The following is an 18,765-nucleotide window of genomic DNA, read 5'->3' on the forward strand; positions in this document are numbered from 1 at the left end:
GGTGTCTCCTTCAGTTGACGCGGCGCGCGACGCCGTGCCAGTACTGCTCGCGTACGAGCTTGCGGGCGATCTTGCCGCTGGCGTTCTTCGGCAGCTCCGCGACGAAATCGACGGCGCGCGGCAGCTTGTAGTCGGCGAGCAGCGCGCGGCAATGCGCGACAAGATCGGCGGCCTGCGCGTCGCGGCCGGGTTTCAGCACGACGACGGCCTTCACGGCCTCGCCCCACTTTTCGTCGGGCACGCCCACCACGCACGCCTCGAGCACGTCCGCGTGCCGGTACAGCGTCGCCTCGACTTCCGTCGGGTACACGTTGAAGCCGCCCGAAATGATCATGTCGTTCTTGCGGTCGACGAGGTAGATGAAGCCTTCGTCGTCGGTGCGCGCGAGATCGCCCGTATGCAGCCAGCCGTCGACCAGTACCTCGCGCGTCAGCTCCGGCGCGTTCCAGTACCCCTGGAACACGTCCGCGCCGCGAATCACGATCTCGCCGATCGCGTCGCCGTCGACTTCGCGCCCGTTCGCGTCGACGACACGCACCTCCGTCTCGCCGAGCGGCCGGCCGCACGACGCGAGCCGCGCATGATCGGACAGCAGCGCGTATGCATGATCCGCGATGCTGAGACGCGTGACGCCCGACGTCGACTCGCTGGCGCCATAGCCCTGCGACAGCACCGGGCCGATGCGCGACCACGCCTCCTCGATGCGCGCCGGCGCCATCGGCGCCGCGCCGTAGCCCAGCACCTTCAGGCTGCGCAGGTCGGCGTGCACGAGGTCCGGCTCGTTCAGCACCATGTTGATCATCGCCGGCACCATGAACGCGTGCGTGATGCGCAACCGCGCCACGTCGGCGAGAAAGCGCGCGGGCTCGAATGCGTCGAACAGCACGAGCGTCGCGCCGCAGAACAGGTACGGCTGCATCAGCATGCCCGACGCGTGCGTGATCGGGCCGATCAGCGCGAGCCGGTCGCCGGGCTGCGCGGGGCGGTCCATGCCCAGCACGATCTTGCGCAGCGACGCGAGCCGGTTGCCGTAGCTCTGCATCGCGGCCTTGATGCGCCCCGTCGAGCCGGACGAGAAATGCAGCACCGCGAGATCGTCGATGGCCGGCGCGTAGTCGGGCGTCGCGCTGCTGCCCTGCGCGAGCAGCGTTTCGTAATCGAGGTAGCCTTCGGTCACGCCGTCGATCGACACGAACCGCTCCACCGACGCGAAGCCCGGCGAGTCCGGTGTGTAATGCGTATAGCCGCGGCCGCCGATGAACGCGACGGGCGTGCAGTTGCCGACGCGCCTCGGCCGCCGTGAAGCGCGGATTCAGCGCGGCCTTCACGAGGCCGGCCTTGTACAGCGCGCACTCGATCTCGACGAGTTCGATGGTGTTGCGGGCCTGCACGGCAATCCGCTCGCCGGGCGCGAAACCCAGCCCGCGCAGCGCATTCGCGAGGCGGGTCGAACGCTCGTCGAGCTGGCGGTACGTGACGGCGCGGTCGCGATGCAGCACGGCGGGCTGGTCGCCCCAGTAACGGGCCGCGCGCCGCAGGAAGTAGGCGAAGCTCAAGCGAATTCTCCTGGTCGAACAATGCCGCCAGTCTGTAAGATGCACAGGCATCACCACAATGCATCATTGGCTATAAAGTCATAACTCATTGGAATTCCCTGATGGATACGCGCGATCTGGAATACCTGCTGGCCGTCGAACGGCACGGCAGCGTCGGCAAGGCTGCCGACGCGTTGGGCCTGTCGCAGCCGGCGCTCACCAAGGCCATGCAGCGGCTGGAGACGCAGGTCGGCGTGACGCTGTTCGAGCGAACCGCGAGCGGCATGACGCCGACGCCGGCCGGTGCGCGGTTCGTCGCGCGCGCGCAGCGGATCGCGCTCGAATTCGACGATGCGATGCAGGAGATGCGCGCGATCCGCGGCGGCGAGCAGGGCGTCGTGCGGATCGGCTACTCGCCGACCGTGCCGACCGCGCTGGTGCTCGGCGCGTGCCGGCAACTGATCGGCGAACGGCCGGCCGCGAAGCTGCGGCTGCGCTGCCGGCTCGCGCGCGAGTTGCTCGATCTGCTCGCGGCCGGCGAGCTCGATCTCGTCGTGGCGCCCGCGCCGATTCAGCCCGACGCGACGCTCGTGCGCGTCGAGCTGTTCAGCGACCGCCTGTCGGTGCTCGCCGACGAAGCGCATCCGCTGCAGCGCAAGCGCAGCCTCACGCTCGCCGATCTCGTCGACCAGGAATGGCTGCTGCCCGAAACGACGCTGCCCGTGCGGCGCCAGATCGACGACGCGTTCCGCGCGCGCGGCCTGCCCGGCCCACGCCTGCGAGTCGAAACGGATTTCGGCAGCACGTCGCTGCTGCACCTGCTGCGCGGCACGCCGCTGCTGTGCGTCGGCGGGACCGAGGCGCTCGATCAGCTCAACGGACTGCGCGCGCTCGACCTGCTGCCCGGCGAACTCGACCTCGGACGGCGCATCGCCGCGATGCATCGGGCGGGCGCGTACCTGCCGCCGCTGGTGCAACGCATCGTCGCGCTGCTGCAGGCGCGCGTGAAATAGCCGCCCGCACCTGCCGCGACCATCATTTGCGGGAGTGATGACACTCCCCTTTTTCTGCGGATTTGACCGGGAAGGCGGTGCCGACAACACTAGCCCGCAGTGCCGCACAGACGGCGCGTGCCCGCCTCCCCCTTCAGAGTCCGCCATGTACCCGACCGACACCGTGCAATCCCCGAGCGCCGCCCGGCCGCTCGCCGACCGGCAACTGCGCCGGATCGTCATCGCTTCCGTCGCCGGCAACGCGATGGAGTGGTATGACTTTTTCGTGTACGGCACGGCCGCGGCGCTGGTGTTCGGCCACGTGTTCTTTCCGCCCGGGGCCTCGCCGCTCGCGGGCAGCCTCGCCGCGTTCGCGGCATTCGCGCTCGGCTTCGTCGCGCGGCCGCTCGGCGGGATCGTGTTCGGCCACGTCGGCGATCGCTACGGGCGCAAGGCGTCGCTCGTGTGGACCCTGCTGATCATGGGCGCGTCGACCTTCGCAATCGGCCTGCTGCCGACCTACGCGCAGGTCGGCCTGTGGGCGCCGGCGGCGCTCGTCGTGCTGCGCCTGCTGCAGGGCGTCGCATCCGGCGGCGAATGGGGCGGCGGCGTGCTGATGATCAGCGAGAACGCGCCGCCCGAGCAGCGCGGCTATTACGCCGCCTGGAGCCAGCTCGGCGTGGGCGGCGGCTTCGTGCTGTCGTCGGCCGCGTTCCTCGCCGCGCAGGCGCTGCCGGACGACGCGTTCCGCACGTGGGGCTGGCGGCTGCCGTTCCTCGCGAGCATCGTCATCTTCGCGATCGGCATTTATATCCGCCGCCACCTGCCGGAAAGCCGCGACTTCGAGCAGGCCGGCAAGCGAGGCAAGCATGCGCATCTGCCGATCGTCGAGTGCATCCGCCGTCACCCGAAGGAAATCCTGCTCGCGATGGGGCTGCGCGTGGCCGAGAACGGCGGCGCGTACATCTTCCTTGCGTTCTCGCTCGTCTACGGCAAGTACGTCGGCATTCCGAACGGCGTGATGCTGACCGGCGTGATGATCGCGATGATCGTCGAGATGGGCGCGATGCTCGCCTGGGGCAGGCTGTCCGACCGGATCGGCCGCAAGCCCGTGTACCTGATCGGCGCGCTGAGCCTCGTCGCCTGTGCGTTTCCGTTCTTCTGGCTGCTCGATACGCGCGTGACGCCGCTCGTGTGGCTCGCGCTGACGGTCGGCACGGCCGTCAGCCACGGCGCGATGATCGGCACGCTGCCCGCGCTCGTCGGCGAGCTGTTCAGCACCGAGGTGCGCTACTCGGGCGTCGCGCTCGGGCACGAAGTCGCATCGATCTTCGCGGGCGGGATGTCGCCGCTGATCGCGACCGCGCTGCTCGCGCGCTATCACGCGTCGTGGCCCGTGTCGCTGTTCCTCGTCGCGCTCGGCCTCGTCACGGTCGCCACGCTGTGCGTGATGCGCGAGACGCGCACCACGCACGCCAACGGTTCGCGCGGCGACGCCGCATGACCGGGCGACGGTCAGCGCCCGGCGGCGTGCCGCGCGCTGTCGAACGCCGGTGCAAGCCCCAGGTGATCGAGCAGCCGCGCGAATTCGCCGAGCCGCTGTCGCATGTACGCGGGCACGTCGACGTCCGCATAGTCATGGAAGCCGGTGCCCGTGCGCACGCCGTCGCGGCCGGCTTCCATGTTGCGTACGACGCTCGCGGCCGGTGCGAAGCGCGGGCCGATCTCGCCGGCCAGGTACGTCGACGCGTAGTACAGGATGTCGCAACCGCCCCAGTCGATGAATTCGAGCAGCCCGAGCACCGCGAAGCGCGGCCCGAAGCCAGTACGGATCGCCGTGTCGATATCCTCGGCGCTTGCGACGCCCTCCTCGACCATCCGCGCGGCTTCGTTCATCGCGAGCGCCTGGATGCGCGGCACGATATAGCCGGGCGCCGGCCCGCAGATCACCGGCTGCTTGCCGACGCGTTCGAGCAACGCGGCGAGTGCGTCGACGATGGCTTGATCCGTCGCAGCGCTACGGCTGATCTCGACGAGCGGCATCAGCAGCGCGGGATTCAGCCAGTGCGCGTTCAGCATCCGCTCGGGGTGCGTGACATGACGCTGCAGCTCGGTGACGACGAACGTCGACGTGGTCGACGCGATGGTGGCGCGCGCATCGACGTGTTCGCCAAGCCAGCGCAGCGCCCCGGCTTTCGCATCGAGCACTTCGGGCAGCGCTTCGAACACGATGTCGGCGTCGCGCACCGCGTCTGCCGCGCCGCCGTACGAGACGAGCGCGATGCGTGCGACGACAGCGTCGGCCTGCGCGGCATCAATGCGGCCGAGCGCGATCTGCGCGTGCAGCGGCCGTACCATCTCGTCACGGGTCCGCGCGTCGAATGCCTGCCAGCCGGCCGCGTCGCGCGGCTTGAAGTCGATCAGCGTCACGTCGAGGCCCGCAAACGCGAACACGAGTGCGATCCCCTGCCCCATGCGTCCCGCACCGAGCACATGAATGCGCGTCACATCGGCGGCCGCCTTCATGCCGAGTACCCCGCGTCGAGCAGCGCGCGCAGCGCATCCTTCGACAGCGCCGCCAGCCCGAGCCGCTCCAGCGTGCGCCCTTCCGCATACAGCTCGCGCACCGCGACCACGCTCGCGATGCTCAGCAGCCCCTGCGCGACCGGCGTCGGCACGCCGGCCCAGCGCCCGCACGACACGATGAACGACAGCCCGAGCCGGGTGTCTTCGAGCATGTAGCGATGCGTACGCAGATCGATCTTCTCGCGCCAGTCGCCGCTATCGGTCAGCTTGCCGTGCGCGCCGCGCCCGTACATCCACTCGTCGCCTTCGGTCGCGTAGTGATCGGCGAGCGGGAAATGCGGCGCACGGTAGCCAAGCGCTTCGCGCACCGCGATGCGTTCGGCGTCGAGCGCATTCGTCACGCGGCGGATCGACGGTTGCGTGCCTTCGTGATGGATATCCCACGCATCGAAGTGTTCGAGCGGCCCCGCGTTCATCAGGATCAGCGGCGGATGGATCACCGGGCCCGCGTTCATCAGCGCGCCGGACAACGCATCCTCGACCGGCTCGACCGACGGATAGCCCGCGCGCAGCACGTCGAACGCCCAGCCGGCCGCGCTCGCCGGAAACACGCCGGTCGGCAACCGCGTCGCGTATGCGCTGATCACGACCTCGTTGTCGCCATGCTTGCGCACGAGGTACGGCAGCGTGCCCGTTTCGGCGAACGCGACACGCGAACGGTTGCCGGCGTCGGCCGCCGCACGCGCGAACACGATGCTGCCGAACGTGCCGGGCGGCAGGAACACGACCTGCCCGTCCTCCAGCAGCGGCGCAACCTGCGCGGCGAGCGCATCGTGCGACGTGGCCGGCAGCGGCACCACGACGAGCTGCGCGCCGCGCAGCGCGGCCGCGAGATCGTCGGTCAGGCGGATCGCGCCGGGCGCGTCGCCGAGCGGCACCGTCCGCTTGCCGCGACAGTCGGTCACGTTCAACACGCCCAGCTCGCGCAGGCGCGCGTGCGGCTCGCGGTCGCGCCGCCACCACGTCACGTCATGGCCCTTTTCGAGCAGGTCGATCGCCGCCGCATGGCAGCCGTGGCCGCCGCCCAGAACACATGCCTTCATCGTTTTCTCCCGGTGATTGAGTGTTTCCGAGACTACGCGGCTGCCCTCGCCGCGTCGCTTCAAAACGCGCAACGACACGCCCGTTCGCGCAACGCAATCGCGGCGCGGCGCATGGCGCCGCGCCCCTGCATCCGCTACGAGGCCTATCAATGGACATCGCCCTTTCCCGCCATGCGCCGAACCGGCTCGGCACGCTGCAGGCGCCCGACGAAGTCGAACGCGCGGTCGCACACCGGCTCGGGCCGCACCGGATGGCCGCTCACGGCCGCGATCCGTTTCATGCGGAGCTGTACGAAGTGCCGCTGCACCACGGCGCGCTGCTCGAACTCTGCTACGGCCGCGAAACGCGCATCGATTTCGGCGACGATGCCGATCACTTCCTGTTCAGGCTGACGCTCGCGGGTGCATGCGAGCTTCAGGCCGGCAGCGTCGTCGCATGCGCAGGCCCCGGCGAGCTGACCGTGTCGTCGCCCGCGCTCGCGAGCCGCCTGCGCACGAGCCACGATTGCCGCAACCTCGTACTGCGGCTCGAACGCGGCGCGCTCGAACGCAAGCTGCAGGACATGCTGCAGGCGACACTCACGCGGCCGCTGCAGTTCGATCTCGCAGCCGGCGGCGCAGGCGCGGGCTCCGCGTTCGTGCTGCCGACCTTCGAATACCTGTGCCGCCTCGGCGCGCAGCCGGGCATCGGCACGGCCTCGCCGGTGTTCGGCGCGGACCTCAGCGCGTGGCTGATGTCGCTGCTGCTCACGCACCTGCCGCACGCGTACAGCGACGCGCTCGCACGCGGCACGCCGCCCTTGCCGGCGCACGTGCGCCGCGCGTGCGACCACGTCGATGCGCATCTCGGCGAACCGCTCGCGCTCGCCGCGCTCGCAACGGTCGCGGGTGTCGCGCCGCGCACGCTGCAGCACGCGTTCCGCGCGTTCCTGCACACCACGCCGGCCGCGTACGTGCGCGAGCGCCGGCTCGCCGCGGTGCACGCGGCGCTGCAACGCGGCGACGCGCACAGCGTGACCGACGTGCTGATCGCGCACGGCATCCACGGCTTCGGCCATTTCGCGAAGGCATATGCGCGGCGTTACGGCCACGCGCCTTCCGTCACCGCGAGGCAGACACGATGACGCACCCCGCAACCGGCCGCCCCGCGGCCCCGGCCCGCCCCGAACCTTCAACGAAGGAGGCCGACTCATCCGACGGCCTGCGCGTGCAGGATCTCGATCTCAACCTGTTGAAGACGTTTCGCGCGGTCTACGAGGAGCGGCACGTCGGCCGCGCGGCGTTGCGGCTCGGCGTCACGCAGCCGTCCGTCAGCCACGCGCTCGGCCGGCTGCGGCTGATGTTCCGCGACGCGCTGTTCGTGCGCACCGGCACCGGCGTGGAGCCGACGCCGCGTGCGCAGCGGCTCGCGATCTCGGTCGACAAGGCGCTTGCGATCCTGCAGGACGTGCTCGACGAAGGCTCGCGCTTCACGCCCGACAGCACGCAGCGCGTGTTCCGCCTGCACATGAGCGATTTCGCGGCGAGCGCATTCCTGCCGACGCTGCTCGCCGCGTTCGACCGGCGCGCGCCGGGTGCGGTGATCGAGACGCTGCACGTCGACGAATGCCAGCTCAACGTCGCGCTCGAATCGGGGCGCATCGATTTCGCGCTCGGGCATTTCGCCGATGCATCGAGCCACTTCCAGCGCACCGCACTGCTGCACGAACGTTGCGTGCTGTTGATGCCGCGCCGCACCGCCCAGCGCGTCGGCTTGCCCGACGATTTCGTGCTCGACGGCGCGGCACCCGACGCCCTGCGCTTCGTCGCGGTCACGTCGCATCCGCAGTCGATGCAACTGCTCGAACGGCACGAACTGATGCCGCGCGTGCGCGCGGCGCTGCCCGATTTCATGGTGGTGCCCGCGTTGCTGCAGGACGGCGACTACGCGCTGATCCTGCCGGAGACGATCGCGATCACGTTCGCCGCGCGGCAGCCGTGCGTGCTGTACGAGATCGCGGGCGCCTGCGAATGGGCCGTCAATGCGTACTGGCACCGGCGCTTCGACGCGGACCCCGGCCACCGCTGGCTGCGCGCGCTGCTGCTCGAACTGTTCAATATCGGCGAGCAGGCGCCGTTCGACGCATGGCTCGCACCGCAGCCGCCCGCCTGCGCGTAGCGGCGCAAGCGGGCCCGCCGACACACCTAGAACGACGTGAGGATGCCCGCGACGATCGAGCTCGCGGTCGCGCCCGGCTTGGCGACCGCGACGCCGCCGCCCGCCGCGCCGTTGACGACGAAGCGCGCATGCGCGCCGTTGCGCACCATCGCGGCGCCCGTGTACAGCACCGTGCGCTTCGACAGCGGATAGTCGAAGCGGATGCCGTACGAATCGGCGTTGCCGTCGCTGTCCGCGATCTTCCGGTAGTGACCGACGCTCAGCAGCAGCGACGCGCGCCCGATCGGCACCGTCGCGCTCAGCTCCACGATGTCGCTGTGCGGATACGCGCTCTGGCTGTCGATCGCGGTCGCGACGTCGGGGCCGCCGCGATGGCGCATGTACAGCGCGGCGACCTTCACCACGTTGAAGTCGTACGAGATCGCGCCGAGCGTGTAGTTGCCGTTTGCGGCCGGGCTCGTGTCGCCGAGCGCGGACGCCGCCACCGGGCTGAACTTCTGCTGCATGTAGTCGACGTCGACCGACAGGCCGCCGCGCACGTAGTTGATGCCCGCGCCATACGTATCGCCGAGCGTCGCCGGCTGTCCGGCCGCGCCGTTGGTGCCGCGCGCGGCCATCGCGCGCAGCAGGAAGCCCGCGTAGCGCGGCGACGTGTAGCGCATCGAGTTGCGCACGCGCAGGAACGCCGGCCCGACGAAGTTGTTGGTCGCGTTGCCCCATGCGAGCCCCGCGCCGAGGCCCGGCAGGCTGTACGTGACGAGCGTCGTATGCACGATCGTGTAGAGCTCGCCGAACTGCACGCCGCCGAACGGCCCCGTAATGCCGACCCACGCTTCGCGGCCGAACAGCGCGCTGCTGTTCGACAGCGCACCGCTGCCCGCGTTGAAGCCGTCCTCGAGCTTGAAGATCGTCGCGTAGCCGCCGCCGAGATCCTCGACGCCCTTCAACCCCCACTGCGACGCCCACAGGTTGCCGCTGCCCATGCGCGTCACGTGGTTCGGCCCGGCGTTCGCGTATTCGATCGCGGTGTCGATGCGGCCGTAGAGCGTCACGCTCGATTGCGCGGCCGCCGGCAGTGCGATGCACGCAAGCAGCGCGACAAGCGGTACGGCAAGCCGGTCGGCCCGCCCGTTCGGTTGGTTCATGTTCGTCGTCCCGTAGAAGTGCCGGCGCCGTTCGGCGTCGCGCCGCGTGGTGTGAAGCGCGTTCGCCACAGGGGGCCAACGCTGCCGATAAAAAACGGGCCGAGTCTAGGAACGACAATTTCGGACGTCGACGCAATGCGCTCTATAACGCTTATAGATGCGCCGCATGAGGCGCGCGCGCCCCGCCGCACGCGTGCTGCGCGGCGGTGCGCGCGCACGGTCTCGGTGTTTTCTTTATCCGGGTCGGTAAATGTCCGTGTGGCGCCGCTGTCACTCCGGCTATGGCGGCCGAATTTGGCCGACTACGCTGCGTCTCCGATCGTGTCACCCGCACGCTTTCGCGCCGCGACGGCGCCCGGCCCGCAAGGCCGCTGCCGCGCATTTCCACCGCCCGCTCCTGGAGAATCCGCATGTCCGCATCCACGGCCCGCGCTGCCGACGGCAAGCGCTATACGTACGAATGGTATGTCGTCGTCATCTGCATGCTCGCGTACGTCTTTTCGTTCGTCGACCGCCAGGTCCTCGTGCTGATGATCGAACCGATCAAGCGTGACCTGCACCTGTCCGACACGCAGTTCAGCCTGCTGAACGGCTTCGCGTTCTCGCTGTTCTACGCGGTGATGGGGCTGCCGGTCGCGTATCTCGCCGACCGCTATGCGCGCCCGCGCATCATCTCGATCGGCATCGCACTGTGGAGCGTCGCGACAGCCGCGTGCGGGCTCAGCCAGCATTTCGTGCAGATGTTCATTGCGCGGATGGGCGTGGGGGTCGGCGAAGCCGCGCTGTCGCCCGGCGCGTATTCGATGCTTGCCGACTACTTCCCGAAGGAGAAGCTCGGGCGCGCGATCGCCGTGTATTCGCTCGGCTCGTTCATCGGCGGCGGCGTCGCGTTCCTGATCGGCGGCTACGTGATCGCGCTGCTCAAGCATGCGAGCGCGTTCACGCTGCCGGTCGTCGGGCAGGTGCACGCGTGGCAGGTCACGTTCCTGATCGTCGGGCTGCCGGGGATCCTGGTTGCACTGCTGTTCGCCGCGACCGTGCGCGACCCGCAGCGCAAGGGGCTCGCGCAGGATCGCTCGGGCGCCGTGCGGCGCGTGTCGATGCGCGATTCGCTGCGTTTCGTCGGCACGCATCGCGCGACCTTCTCGTGCCACTACCTCGGTTTCTCGTTCTACGCGATGACGCTGTACTGCCTGCTGAGCTGGACGCCCGCGTTCTATATCCGCCGCTTCGGGATGACGGCCGTCGAAGCCGGCTACACGCTCGGCATCGTGCTGCTGGTCGCGAATACGGCCGGCGTGTTCTGCGGCGGCTGGCTCAACGACTGGCTGCTGCGGCGCGGCCGGGCCGATGCGCCGATGCGCGCCGGTGCGATCGGCGCCGCATGCATGGTGATTCCCGCGACGCTCTTCACGCAGCTCGACAGCCTGCCCGCGTCGCTGGCCGTGCTGGTCGTCGCGATGTTCTTCGCGTCGTTCCCGATGCCGACGTCGACCGCCGCGATGCAGACGCTCGCGCCGAACCAGATGCGCGCGCAGATCTCCGCGCTGTTCCTGCTCGTGTCGAACCTGATCGCGCTCGGGATCGGCACGACCGTCGTCGCGCTGTTCACCGATCGCGTGTTCGGCACACCGGCCGCGGTCGGCCATTCGATGTCGATCGTCAACGTCGCGGCGGCCACGCTCGCCGCGCTGCTGCTCGCCGCCGGTTGCCGGCACTATCGCCGCAGCCTCGATCGCGAACGCGGTCACGCATCGGCAGCGGCACCGCTGGCCGCCGGTGCGGGCGACGCGATCGCCGCGCGTTGAGCACCGACGGCGGCCCAAGCATTATCCATCCGACTGATTCAGGCATCGCTTTTTAATCGATTTGATTTATGCGACGCCCCTCCCTATTCTCGATCGCATGACGGCGCGGGCTCTGCCGCGCCGCTTTCCTCCTACCCCACGGAATTTCCCATGCAAGCGAACCGCCACCAGGTCCGGATCGACGCGCTGATCGACGCGGCGCAGGACATCCGCTGTTTCCGGGTTTCGCGCATCGACGGCCGGCCGTTCGATGCGTACGAACCGGGCGCCCATATCGACGTCACCGCGCCGTCCGGCATCACGCGGCAATACTCGCTGTGCGGCAACCCCGACGAGCGCGGCAGCTACCTGTTCGCGGTGAAGAAGGAAGCGCAGTCGCGCGGCGGCTCGCGTTCACTGCACGACGACGTGGCCGTCGGCGCAGAGCTGTCGATCGGCACGCCACGCAACCTGTTTCGTCTGACGGATGACGCGAGCGAGCACGTGCTGATCGCGGCCGGCATCGGCATCACGCCGCTGCTGTCGATGGCGTACGCGCTGCACAAGCGTGGCGCGCGTTATCAACTGCACTATTTCGCACGCAGCCGCGAGCACGCCGCCTTTGTCGACGCACTATCGGCCGAGCCGTTCGCGTCGCACGTCACGTTCCACTACGGCGTCGAGCCCGATGCGCTCGCGGCCGAACTCGGCCGCTGCGTCGCGTCGATCGATGCGCAAGCGCATGTCTACACGTGCGGCCCGGGGCCGTTCATGGATGCGGTCGTCGCGGCCGCCGCGACGTGTGTGCCTGAAGACGCGATTCACCTCGAACGCTTCGCTGCAGAACCCGTCTCCGCCGATGCGGGCCACGCCGAAGCCGGCACCGGCCCGGCCGACGGCTTCGAAGTGCGGCTGCAGCGCAGCGGGCAAACGGTGCGCGTCGCGCCCGACACGTCGATCGTCGACGCGCTCGCGCGGATCGGCATCGAAGTCGATACGTCGTGCGGCGAAGGCGTGTGCGGCACGTGCATGGTGCCTGTCATCGACGGCGAGCCCGATCATCGCGACCACTGCCTCAGCAAGGCCGAACGCGCGAGCAACACGGTGATCTGCTGCTGCGTGTCGCGCTCGCGTTCGGCGGTGCTGGTGCTCGATCTCTGAAGCGGCCGGCGCGCGCCGGCTGCCGTCACGCGTCGTCGAAACGCTCGACGATCTCGGCAAGCAGCGCGCGCATCCACGCATTGCCTTCGTCCTCGTGGAAATGCTCGTGCCAGTGCATCGTCACCGGTGCGGGCGGCAACGTGACGGGCAGGTCATAGAGGCGGAATGCGTTGTCGCGGTTCAGGATCTGCGCGAGCCGCTTCGGCAGCGTCGCATAGAGATCGGTGACCGACAGCACGCTCGGCAGCGCAACGAAATGCGGTACTTCCAGCGCGATGTTGCGGCCCACGCCCTGCGCGCGCAATGCGTCGTCGAGCGCGTGATGGCTGTGCTCGACCGACTTCACGTTCACGTGCGCGGCGCGCACGAACTGCTCGAGACTCAACACAGCGCCGGCCGGCAGCCCGCGCCGGCGGCCCGTCATGCACACGTAGGTTTCCTCGAACAGCACCTGGTGGCGCGTGCGCGGCATCAGTTCCGGCAGGTTGCCGATCGCGAAATCCAGCCGGCTCGCACGCAACGCCTCCTCGATCTCCTCCACCGGCAGCGGCTGCACGCTCAGCGTCACGCGCGGCGCGCGCTCGCGCAGCGCCTGGCAGATCGCCGGCAGGTACGCCATCTCGCCCGCATCCGACAGCGACACCCTGAACGTGCGCGTGCTGGTGGCCGGATCGAAGCGCTCCGCGTAGCGCAGCGCCACGCGCACCATGTCGAGCGCCTTGCCGACGATCCCCGCGAGCTCGAGCGCGACCGGCGTCGGCTGCATGCCCGCGCGCGTGCGCACGAACAGCGGATCGTCGAACAGCGTGCGCAACCGGCCGAGCGAATAGCTGACGGCCGGCTGCGACAGCGCGAGCCGCTCGCCGGCCTTCGTCAGGCTGCGCTCTTCGACGATCGCCTGGAATACGCGCAACAGGTTCAGATCGAGATGATCGACCGACGTCATCGTTGCCTCCATTATTTGCCGTATTTATTGACTGGCTAATTTTAGATCAATTTGACGGATATATAGCATGAGACGAGACTGGGTACTCGATACCGCGCATGACGCGGCCCGATTTCGCGACTCTTTCCCCACGACGACGATGAGCGACATTTCCTACCAGACGATCGACACCCGCGCGTTGCACGGTCTCGCGCAGCCCGACCGCATCGCGCCCGCGATGTATCACGATCCCGCGCTGTTCGAGGCCGAGCTCGACCGCATCTTCTACCGCACCTGGATCTGGGTCGCGCACGAGAGCGAACTGCCGAACCCGGGCGACTTCATCACGACGACGATCGGCCGCCAGCCGGTGATCGTCGTGCGCGACAAGACCGGCGAGATCAACGTGCTGCAGAACCGCTGCCGCCATCGCGGCGCGACCGTGTGCGAATCTCACAAGGGCAACGCGAAGGGTTTCACGTGCCCGTATCACAGCTGGTCGTATGCACTCGATGGCACGCTGCGCGCGCTGCCGTACGGCGACGGTTATGAAGGCGTGTGCGAGAAACGCGACCTGCCGCTCGTGAAGCTGCGCGCCGGCGTGTACCAGGGGCTGATCTTCGCGAGCTTCAACGACGACATCGAATCGCTCGAGGATTTCCTCGGCGGCGCGAAGCCGTGGATCGACCTGTTCATGAAACAGGGCGCCGGCTACCCGATTAAGGCGAACGGCGAACACAAGTTCAAGTTCAAGGGCAACTGGAAGATCCAGCTCGAGAACACGACCGACCTCTACCACTTCCCGGTCGTGCACAAGTCGTGGATGAAGTCGATCGACGACGAGACGGCCGCCGCGATCACCAGCTTCATGACGAGCGAGGATGCGTTCTGTCGCGGGCTCGGCAACGGTCACAGCCTCGCGGTGTTGATGCCCGAGCTGATCGACCTCGACGAAGACGACGGCGCGCCGCTGCCCGAGCGCTTCGCGCCGCTCGCGGCGAAGCTCGCCGAGCGCCATTCGCCGGAGGCCGTGCGCCGCATCGTGCGCTCGCTGATGGGCGTCGGCTTCAACCTGAACCTGTTCCCGAACCTCGCGCTGTCGATGGCGTTCTTCCGCGTGCTGCGGCCGATCGCCGCGAACGAAACCGAGATCCGCCACGTCGCGCTCGCGATGGACGGCGGCCCCGACGAAGCGAACCGCGAGCGGCTGCGCATCCACGAGCATTTCCAGGGCCCGTTCGGCTTCGGCAGCCCCGACGACGCGGAAGCCTGGGAGCGCGTGCAGCGCGGCGCGCACGCGGGCCCCGACGTGCCGATCCTCGTCAATCGCGGGCTGAACCGCGAGACGACCGCCGCAAACGGCGAAAAGACCGCGCATGCGACCGACGAGACCGGCATGCGCGAGGCGTATCAGCAATGGCGCAAGATGATGGAGCAACAATGATGGACGACCGCAACGCCCTCTTTTCCGAGCAGACCTTCGCCCGCGCGGTCGAATTCGTGTGGCGCGAAGCCGAGATGCTCGACCGCCGCGACTACCGCGCCTGGCTCGACCTGTGGGATCCGGCCGGCCACTACGTGGTGCCGATCGACCCCGACACGACCGATTTCGCGGCGACGCTGAACTACGTGTTCGACGACCAGGACATGCGCGAGAAACGCGTACAGCGGATGGTGTCCGGTTACTCGGCGTCGGCGACCGACGCGGCGCGCACGGTGCGCACCGTGTCGCGCTTCACGCTGGAAAGCAGCAGCGCCGGCACCGTCGAGCTGAAATCGGCGCAGGTCGTCGTCGCGTACAAGCGCGGCGTCGCGACGCTGTTCGCGGCCGACGTCACGCACAAGCTGCACGTCGATGCCGAAGGCGAGATGCGGATCGCCGGGAAGGTCGTGCGCCTGATCGACTCGACCGAAGCACTCAGCGCGATCGGCTTCCTGCTGTAAGCCGTGGCCGGTTCACCGCTGCACGCGCAAAGGTGAGCCGGCAACCTTCACCTTTCCGGACCACCATGCCCACACTCGAAGTTTTCCTGCCGGCCGGCCATGACGACGCGCGCAAGGCCGAGCTGATCGCCAGGCTGACCGGTGCGACCGTCGACGCGATCGGCGCACCGGTCGAATCCGTTCGCGTACTGCTCACCGAACTGCCCGCGACGCATATCGGCCTCGGCGGCCGCAGTGCCGCGGACGGCGCGCCGCCGTCGCTGCCGGTGATCGTCGCGATCCTGATCGCCGGCCGCACCGACGCACAGAAACGCGCGCTGATCGCCGCGCTGTCCAGTGCGGGCGCGAACGTGCTCGACGCGCCGCTGCAGGCGACACGCGTGATCATCAAGGACATTCCGAACACCGACTTCGGCATCGGCGGCCAGACCGCGCGGGCGCTGGGGCGCTGATCGTGCGCCGCGCGTCGCCGCCCGGCCGTGACGCGACGCAGCGGCTACGCGTGCGTGCCGGCGAGCGGCAGCGTCACGCGGCAGTCGAGCCCGCCGCCGTCGGCCGGGCTCGCGGCGATCCGCCCGCCGTGGCGCGTGACGATGCTCTTGCACAGCGACAACCCGATCCCGTTGCCGCCGGCCTTCGACGACGAGAAACCGTCGAACAGCCGGTCGTGCGCATCTTCCGCAATACCCGGACCGTTATCGATCGCACGCAGTTCGGCATGCCCGGCCACGTTCGCCGTACCGAGCGTCAGCGTGCGCGGCATGCGCTCGCAACTGGCGAACGCCTCGATCGCATTGAATGCGAGATTCAGGATCACCTGCCCGATCAGCACGCGCTCGCAGCGGATCGGCAGCGGCAGGCCGGCCTGCACGATCGCGACCGTCACGCCGGCTTCCTTCGCACGCAGCTCGATGAAGTACGCGACGTCCGCGAGGATGTCGCGCAGGTCGGCGACCGCGACGGCCGGCTCGCGCTTCACGATGAACTCGCGCACGCTCTTGATGATCAGCGCCGCATGCTCGGCCTGCCGGTCCGCGCTGCGCAGCCCCCAGATCGCGTCGTCGACGGCGCCGTTGCCGTTCAGCCGCCGCACCGCACCTTCGATGAAATTGCGCACGGCCGCGAGCGGCTGGCTCAGCTCGTGCGCGATCACGCTCGCCATCTCGCCCATCGCGTTGTAGCGGCCCGCGTGTTCGAGCAGGCGCGCTTCGGCGCGGCGCGCGTCCTCGATCGCGACTTCGTCGCTCACGTCGCGGAACTGCACGAGCAGCCCGTCGAGATCGCCTTCGATCTCGACCTGCCGGCACAGGATGCGCAGCCAGCACGACGAGCCGTCGCGCCGCACGATCCGGTAGCGCTGCGGCGCGGACGGGTACGCCGACGGCGCATCGCGCAGTTGTGCGACAAGGCGGTCGCGATCGGCCTCGGAGCAGTAGTCGAGCACCTCGCCGAGCGCTTCGTCGGCCGCAAGCCCGAGCACGCGGCGCCCCGACTCGCTGATGAACTGCACGCCGCCGTGCGGCGTCACGACCGCGATGCCTTCGTCGAGATCCTGCATGAATTCGCGCAGCCGCGCCTCGTAGCGGCGCAATTGCTGGCGGACCGCCTCTTCCGCGCTGATGTCGCGGAACTGCACCATCACGACGTCGTGCCCGCGCAGCGGCACGTAGGTCGCGGTGGCCTCGGACAGCATGTCGACGCCCGTACGCGATCGATAGCACCACTCGTACACCTGCGGCCCGTCGACGAGTGCGCGATCCCATGCGCTCACCGCGATCTCGCGCCGGTACTTCGGTTCGGGGCGCGTCATGTCCGGCGCCTTCAGCGGCAGCAATTCCTCGACGGAAAAGCCGAGCGCGATGCACGCGGCGCGATTCGCCCACACGATCGCCTTCGTCTGCGCGTCGTGCAGCAGCACGCAGGTCGTCAGCGCGTCGAGCAGCCGGTGGAAATCGTCTTCGTCGGGGAAACTCATGATCGGATTCGGGTGAAGGCGCGCGGCGTCGCGCAGCCGGAAACCCAACATAGCACCGGCGCGCGCCGATCGCATCTGAAGATTTCTTTAGGCCGGCACGGAACGTCACCAGTCGCGCGGCCCAACGCACCAATTGCTGCGTGTTTTCGGCGTTTCTAGACTGGTTGCATCGTCGTGCTGCCTGTCCGCAACCCGCACGGCACGCATGCCGCCCCGCATCCGAACCCTTATTCGCCCAGGAGACAACCATGCCGCAAGCCGCCCTCGCCATCGAACCCGCGCCGTCATCGCCGCCCGTGGCAGGCAGCGAGGCCGAGCAGTTGTCGCCGCTCGACGCGGCGATCGAAACCGTCGCCGCGCGCCGCGAAGAATTCGACCGCCTGTCACACGTGCCGCGCGACGTGATCGCGCTGTTCAGGCAGGCCGGCATCTATCGCGCGGGCACGCCGCGCCGCTTCGGCGGCGACGCGCTCGCGCCGACCGCGTTCCTCGACATGATCGAGCGGATCGCGACTGCCGACGGCTCGGCCGCATGGGTCGCGAGCTTCGGCTCCGCGAACGTCTATCTCGCCGCGCTGCCGCTCGAGACCCAGGCCGAGCTGTACGCGAGCGGCCCGGACCAGGTATTCGCGGGCGGCCTGTTCCCGGTGCAGCCGGCGCAGGCCGCGCCGGGCGGCTGGCGCGTGAACGGCACGTGGAAATTCGCGAGCGGCTGCAAGGGTGCCGACTGGCTCGGCGTCGGCATTGCCGTGCCGGGCGCGCAGGATGCGGCGCCGAACAAGCCGCGCACGGCCGTGTTCCGTGCGGCCGATGTCGAGATCGTCGAGAACTGGAGCGTGGTCGGCATGCAGGGTACCGGCAGCCATGACTTGCGCGTGAACGACCGCTTCGTGCCCGAAGCGTGGACCTTCGTGCGCGGCGGCGAGCCGACCGTCGACGAGCCGCTGTACCGCTACCCGACCGTTGCGTATGCCGCGCAGGTGCTGGCCGTCGTCAATCTCGGCCTCGCGCGCGCCGCGCTCGATGTCGTGAACCGGATGTCCGGCGGCCGGCAGACGACGACCGGCGCGCCGCGTCTCGCCGATCGCGCGTACTACCGCATCGAGCTCGCGAAGGCCGAGGCGCAACTGCGCTCGGCGCGCGCGTTCTTCTACGACGCGACCGACACCGTGTGGCAATCGATCCTCGCCGGCAACCCGGTGACGCCCGAACAGGTCAGCCTGCTGCGGCTCGCCGCGACGCAGATCGCACGCGAAGGCGCGAGCGTCGTCGAACGCGCGTACCGCCTCGGCGGCACGGCGGCGATCTATCGCACGCACCCGCTGCAGCGGCTGCTGCGCGACGCGATGGTCGTCACGCAGCACGCGTTTCTCGGCGAAGGCAACTTCGACGGCGCCGGCGCGGTGTTCACCGGTGTCACGCCGTTTCCCGGCTATCTATAACCTGCGTCGCCCGAACGATTTTTAACGCGCATGAAGCCCATGCCGAAGCACCGTCGCCGGCCGCTTCATGCG

Annotated in this window: 15 protein-coding genes and 1 pseudogene; 10 read left to right on the forward strand and 6 right to left on the reverse strand. The window is 69.1% G+C overall.

Features of this window, described 5'->3' with window-relative positions:
* Window positions 1–10: 10 nt before the first annotated feature.
* Window positions 11–1,556 (reverse strand): annotated as a pseudogene (locus ACWMMN_RS28835) (AMP-binding protein).
* A 101-nt stretch (window positions 1,557–1,657) separates the two neighbouring features.
* Between ACWMMN_RS28835 and ACWMMN_RS28840 the strand changes: the two are divergent.
* Together ACWMMN_RS28840 and ACWMMN_RS28845 are read left to right on the forward strand one after the other, a co-directional pair.
* The gene (locus ACWMMN_RS28840) at window positions 1,658–2,548 is read left to right on the forward strand and encodes a LysR family transcriptional regulator (protein WP_059237534.1); all 891 of its coding nucleotides are present in this window, start codon (window positions 1,658–1,660) and stop codon (window positions 2,546–2,548) included.
* A gap of 145 nt (window positions 2,549–2,693) precedes the next feature.
* Window positions 2,694–4,031 (forward strand): MFS transporter, encoded by a 1,338-nt coding sequence (locus ACWMMN_RS28845; protein ID WP_486423470.1) that lies wholly within the window; start codon window positions 2,694–2,696, stop codon window positions 4,029–4,031.
* A gap of 11 nt (window positions 4,032–4,042) precedes the next feature.
* Here ACWMMN_RS28845 and ACWMMN_RS28850 read toward each other — a convergent pair whose 3' ends face one another.
* Complete coding sequence (locus ACWMMN_RS28850) at window positions 4,043–5,053, reverse strand: 3-hydroxybutyryl-CoA dehydrogenase (RefSeq protein ID WP_340625275.1); 1,011 nt, start codon at window positions 5,051–5,053, stop codon at window positions 4,043–4,045.
* A complete protein-coding gene (locus tag ACWMMN_RS28855) occupies window positions 5,050–6,156 on the reverse strand; it encodes an NAD/NADP octopine/nopaline dehydrogenase family protein (RefSeq protein WP_486423471.1) in 1,107 nt (368 codons plus the stop codon). Before ACWMMN_RS28855 ends, ACWMMN_RS28850 begins: the two co-directional genes overlap by 4 nt.
* Window positions 6,157–6,305: 149 nt before the next feature.
* Here ACWMMN_RS28855 and ACWMMN_RS28860 point away from each other — a divergent pair, with 149 nt between their 5' ends.
* A complete protein-coding gene (locus ACWMMN_RS28860) occupies window positions 6,306–7,280 on the forward strand; it encodes an AraC family transcriptional regulator (RefSeq protein ID WP_486423472.1) in 975 nt (324 codons plus the stop codon).
* Window positions 7,277–8,314 carry a LysR family transcriptional regulator gene (locus ACWMMN_RS28865; protein ID WP_486423473.1) on the forward strand — a complete coding sequence of 346 codons (1,038 nt, stop codon included), beginning with the start codon at window positions 7,277–7,279 and terminating at the stop codon, window positions 8,312–8,314. The genes ACWMMN_RS28860 and ACWMMN_RS28865 overlap by 4 nt, the downstream gene beginning before the upstream one ends.
* Window positions 8,315–8,340: 26 nt before the next feature.
* Here the strand turns inward: ACWMMN_RS28865 and ACWMMN_RS28870 are convergent, their stop codons facing one another.
* Window positions 8,341–9,459 carry a porin gene (locus ACWMMN_RS28870; RefSeq protein ID WP_256086710.1) on the reverse strand — a complete coding sequence of 373 codons (1,119 nt, stop codon included), beginning with the start codon at window positions 9,457–9,459 and terminating at the stop codon, window positions 8,341–8,343.
* Between the two features lie 410 nt (window positions 9,460–9,869).
* Here ACWMMN_RS28870 and ACWMMN_RS28875 point away from each other — a divergent pair, with 410 nt between their 5' ends.
* Window positions 9,870–11,267: a spinster family MFS transporter gene (locus ACWMMN_RS28875; protein WP_059237540.1), complete on the forward strand. Its 1,398-nt coding sequence runs from the start codon at window positions 9,870–9,872 to the stop codon at window positions 11,265–11,267.
* Between the two features lie 150 nt (window positions 11,268–11,417).
* A complete protein-coding gene (locus tag ACWMMN_RS28880; RefSeq protein ID WP_256086711.1) occupies window positions 11,418–12,407 on the forward strand; it encodes a PDR/VanB family oxidoreductase in 990 nt (329 codons plus the stop codon).
* 25 nt (window positions 12,408–12,432) lie between these two features.
* Here ACWMMN_RS28880 and ACWMMN_RS28885 read toward each other — a convergent pair whose 3' ends face one another.
* Window positions 12,433–13,353, reverse strand: a complete 921-nt coding sequence (locus tag ACWMMN_RS28885) for a LysR family transcriptional regulator (protein ID WP_174992835.1) — start codon at window positions 13,351–13,353, stop codon at window positions 12,433–12,435.
* A 139-nt stretch (window positions 13,354–13,492) separates the two neighbouring features.
* Between ACWMMN_RS28885 and ACWMMN_RS28890 the strand changes: the two genes are divergently transcribed.
* From ACWMMN_RS28890 to ACWMMN_RS28900, 3 genes are all read left to right on the forward strand, one after another.
* A complete protein-coding gene (locus ACWMMN_RS28890; protein ID WP_174992836.1) occupies window positions 13,493–14,776 on the forward strand; it encodes an aromatic ring-hydroxylating oxygenase subunit alpha in 1,284 nt (427 codons plus the stop codon).
* Entirely contained in the window at window positions 14,773–15,276 is a 504-nt protein-coding gene (locus ACWMMN_RS28895) for an aromatic-ring-hydroxylating dioxygenase subunit beta (protein ID WP_059237543.1), read from the forward strand. Before ACWMMN_RS28890 ends, ACWMMN_RS28895 begins: the two co-directional genes overlap by 4 nt.
* A 65-nt stretch (window positions 15,277–15,341) precedes the next feature.
* Window positions 15,342–15,728: a tautomerase family protein gene (locus ACWMMN_RS28900; protein WP_174992837.1), complete on the forward strand. Its 387-nt coding sequence runs from the start codon at window positions 15,342–15,344 to the stop codon at window positions 15,726–15,728.
* 44 nt (window positions 15,729–15,772) lie between these two features.
* On the opposite strand, the gene ACWMMN_RS28905 is transcribed toward ACWMMN_RS28900, so the two are convergent.
* Complete coding sequence (locus ACWMMN_RS28905) at window positions 15,773–17,326, reverse strand: sensor histidine kinase (protein ID WP_059237545.1); 1,554 nt, start codon at window positions 17,324–17,326, stop codon at window positions 15,773–15,775.
* A 173-nt stretch (window positions 17,327–17,499) separates the two neighbouring features.
* Here ACWMMN_RS28905 and ACWMMN_RS28910 point away from each other — a divergent pair, with 173 nt between their 5' ends.
* Window positions 17,500–18,693 (forward strand): acyl-CoA dehydrogenase family protein, encoded by a 1,194-nt coding sequence (locus ACWMMN_RS28910; RefSeq protein WP_256086715.1) that lies wholly within the window; start codon window positions 17,500–17,502, stop codon window positions 18,691–18,693.
* Window positions 18,694–18,765 lie beyond the last annotated feature (72 nt).

The organism is Burkholderia cepacia complex sp. TUM26381 (assembly GCF_057439935.1).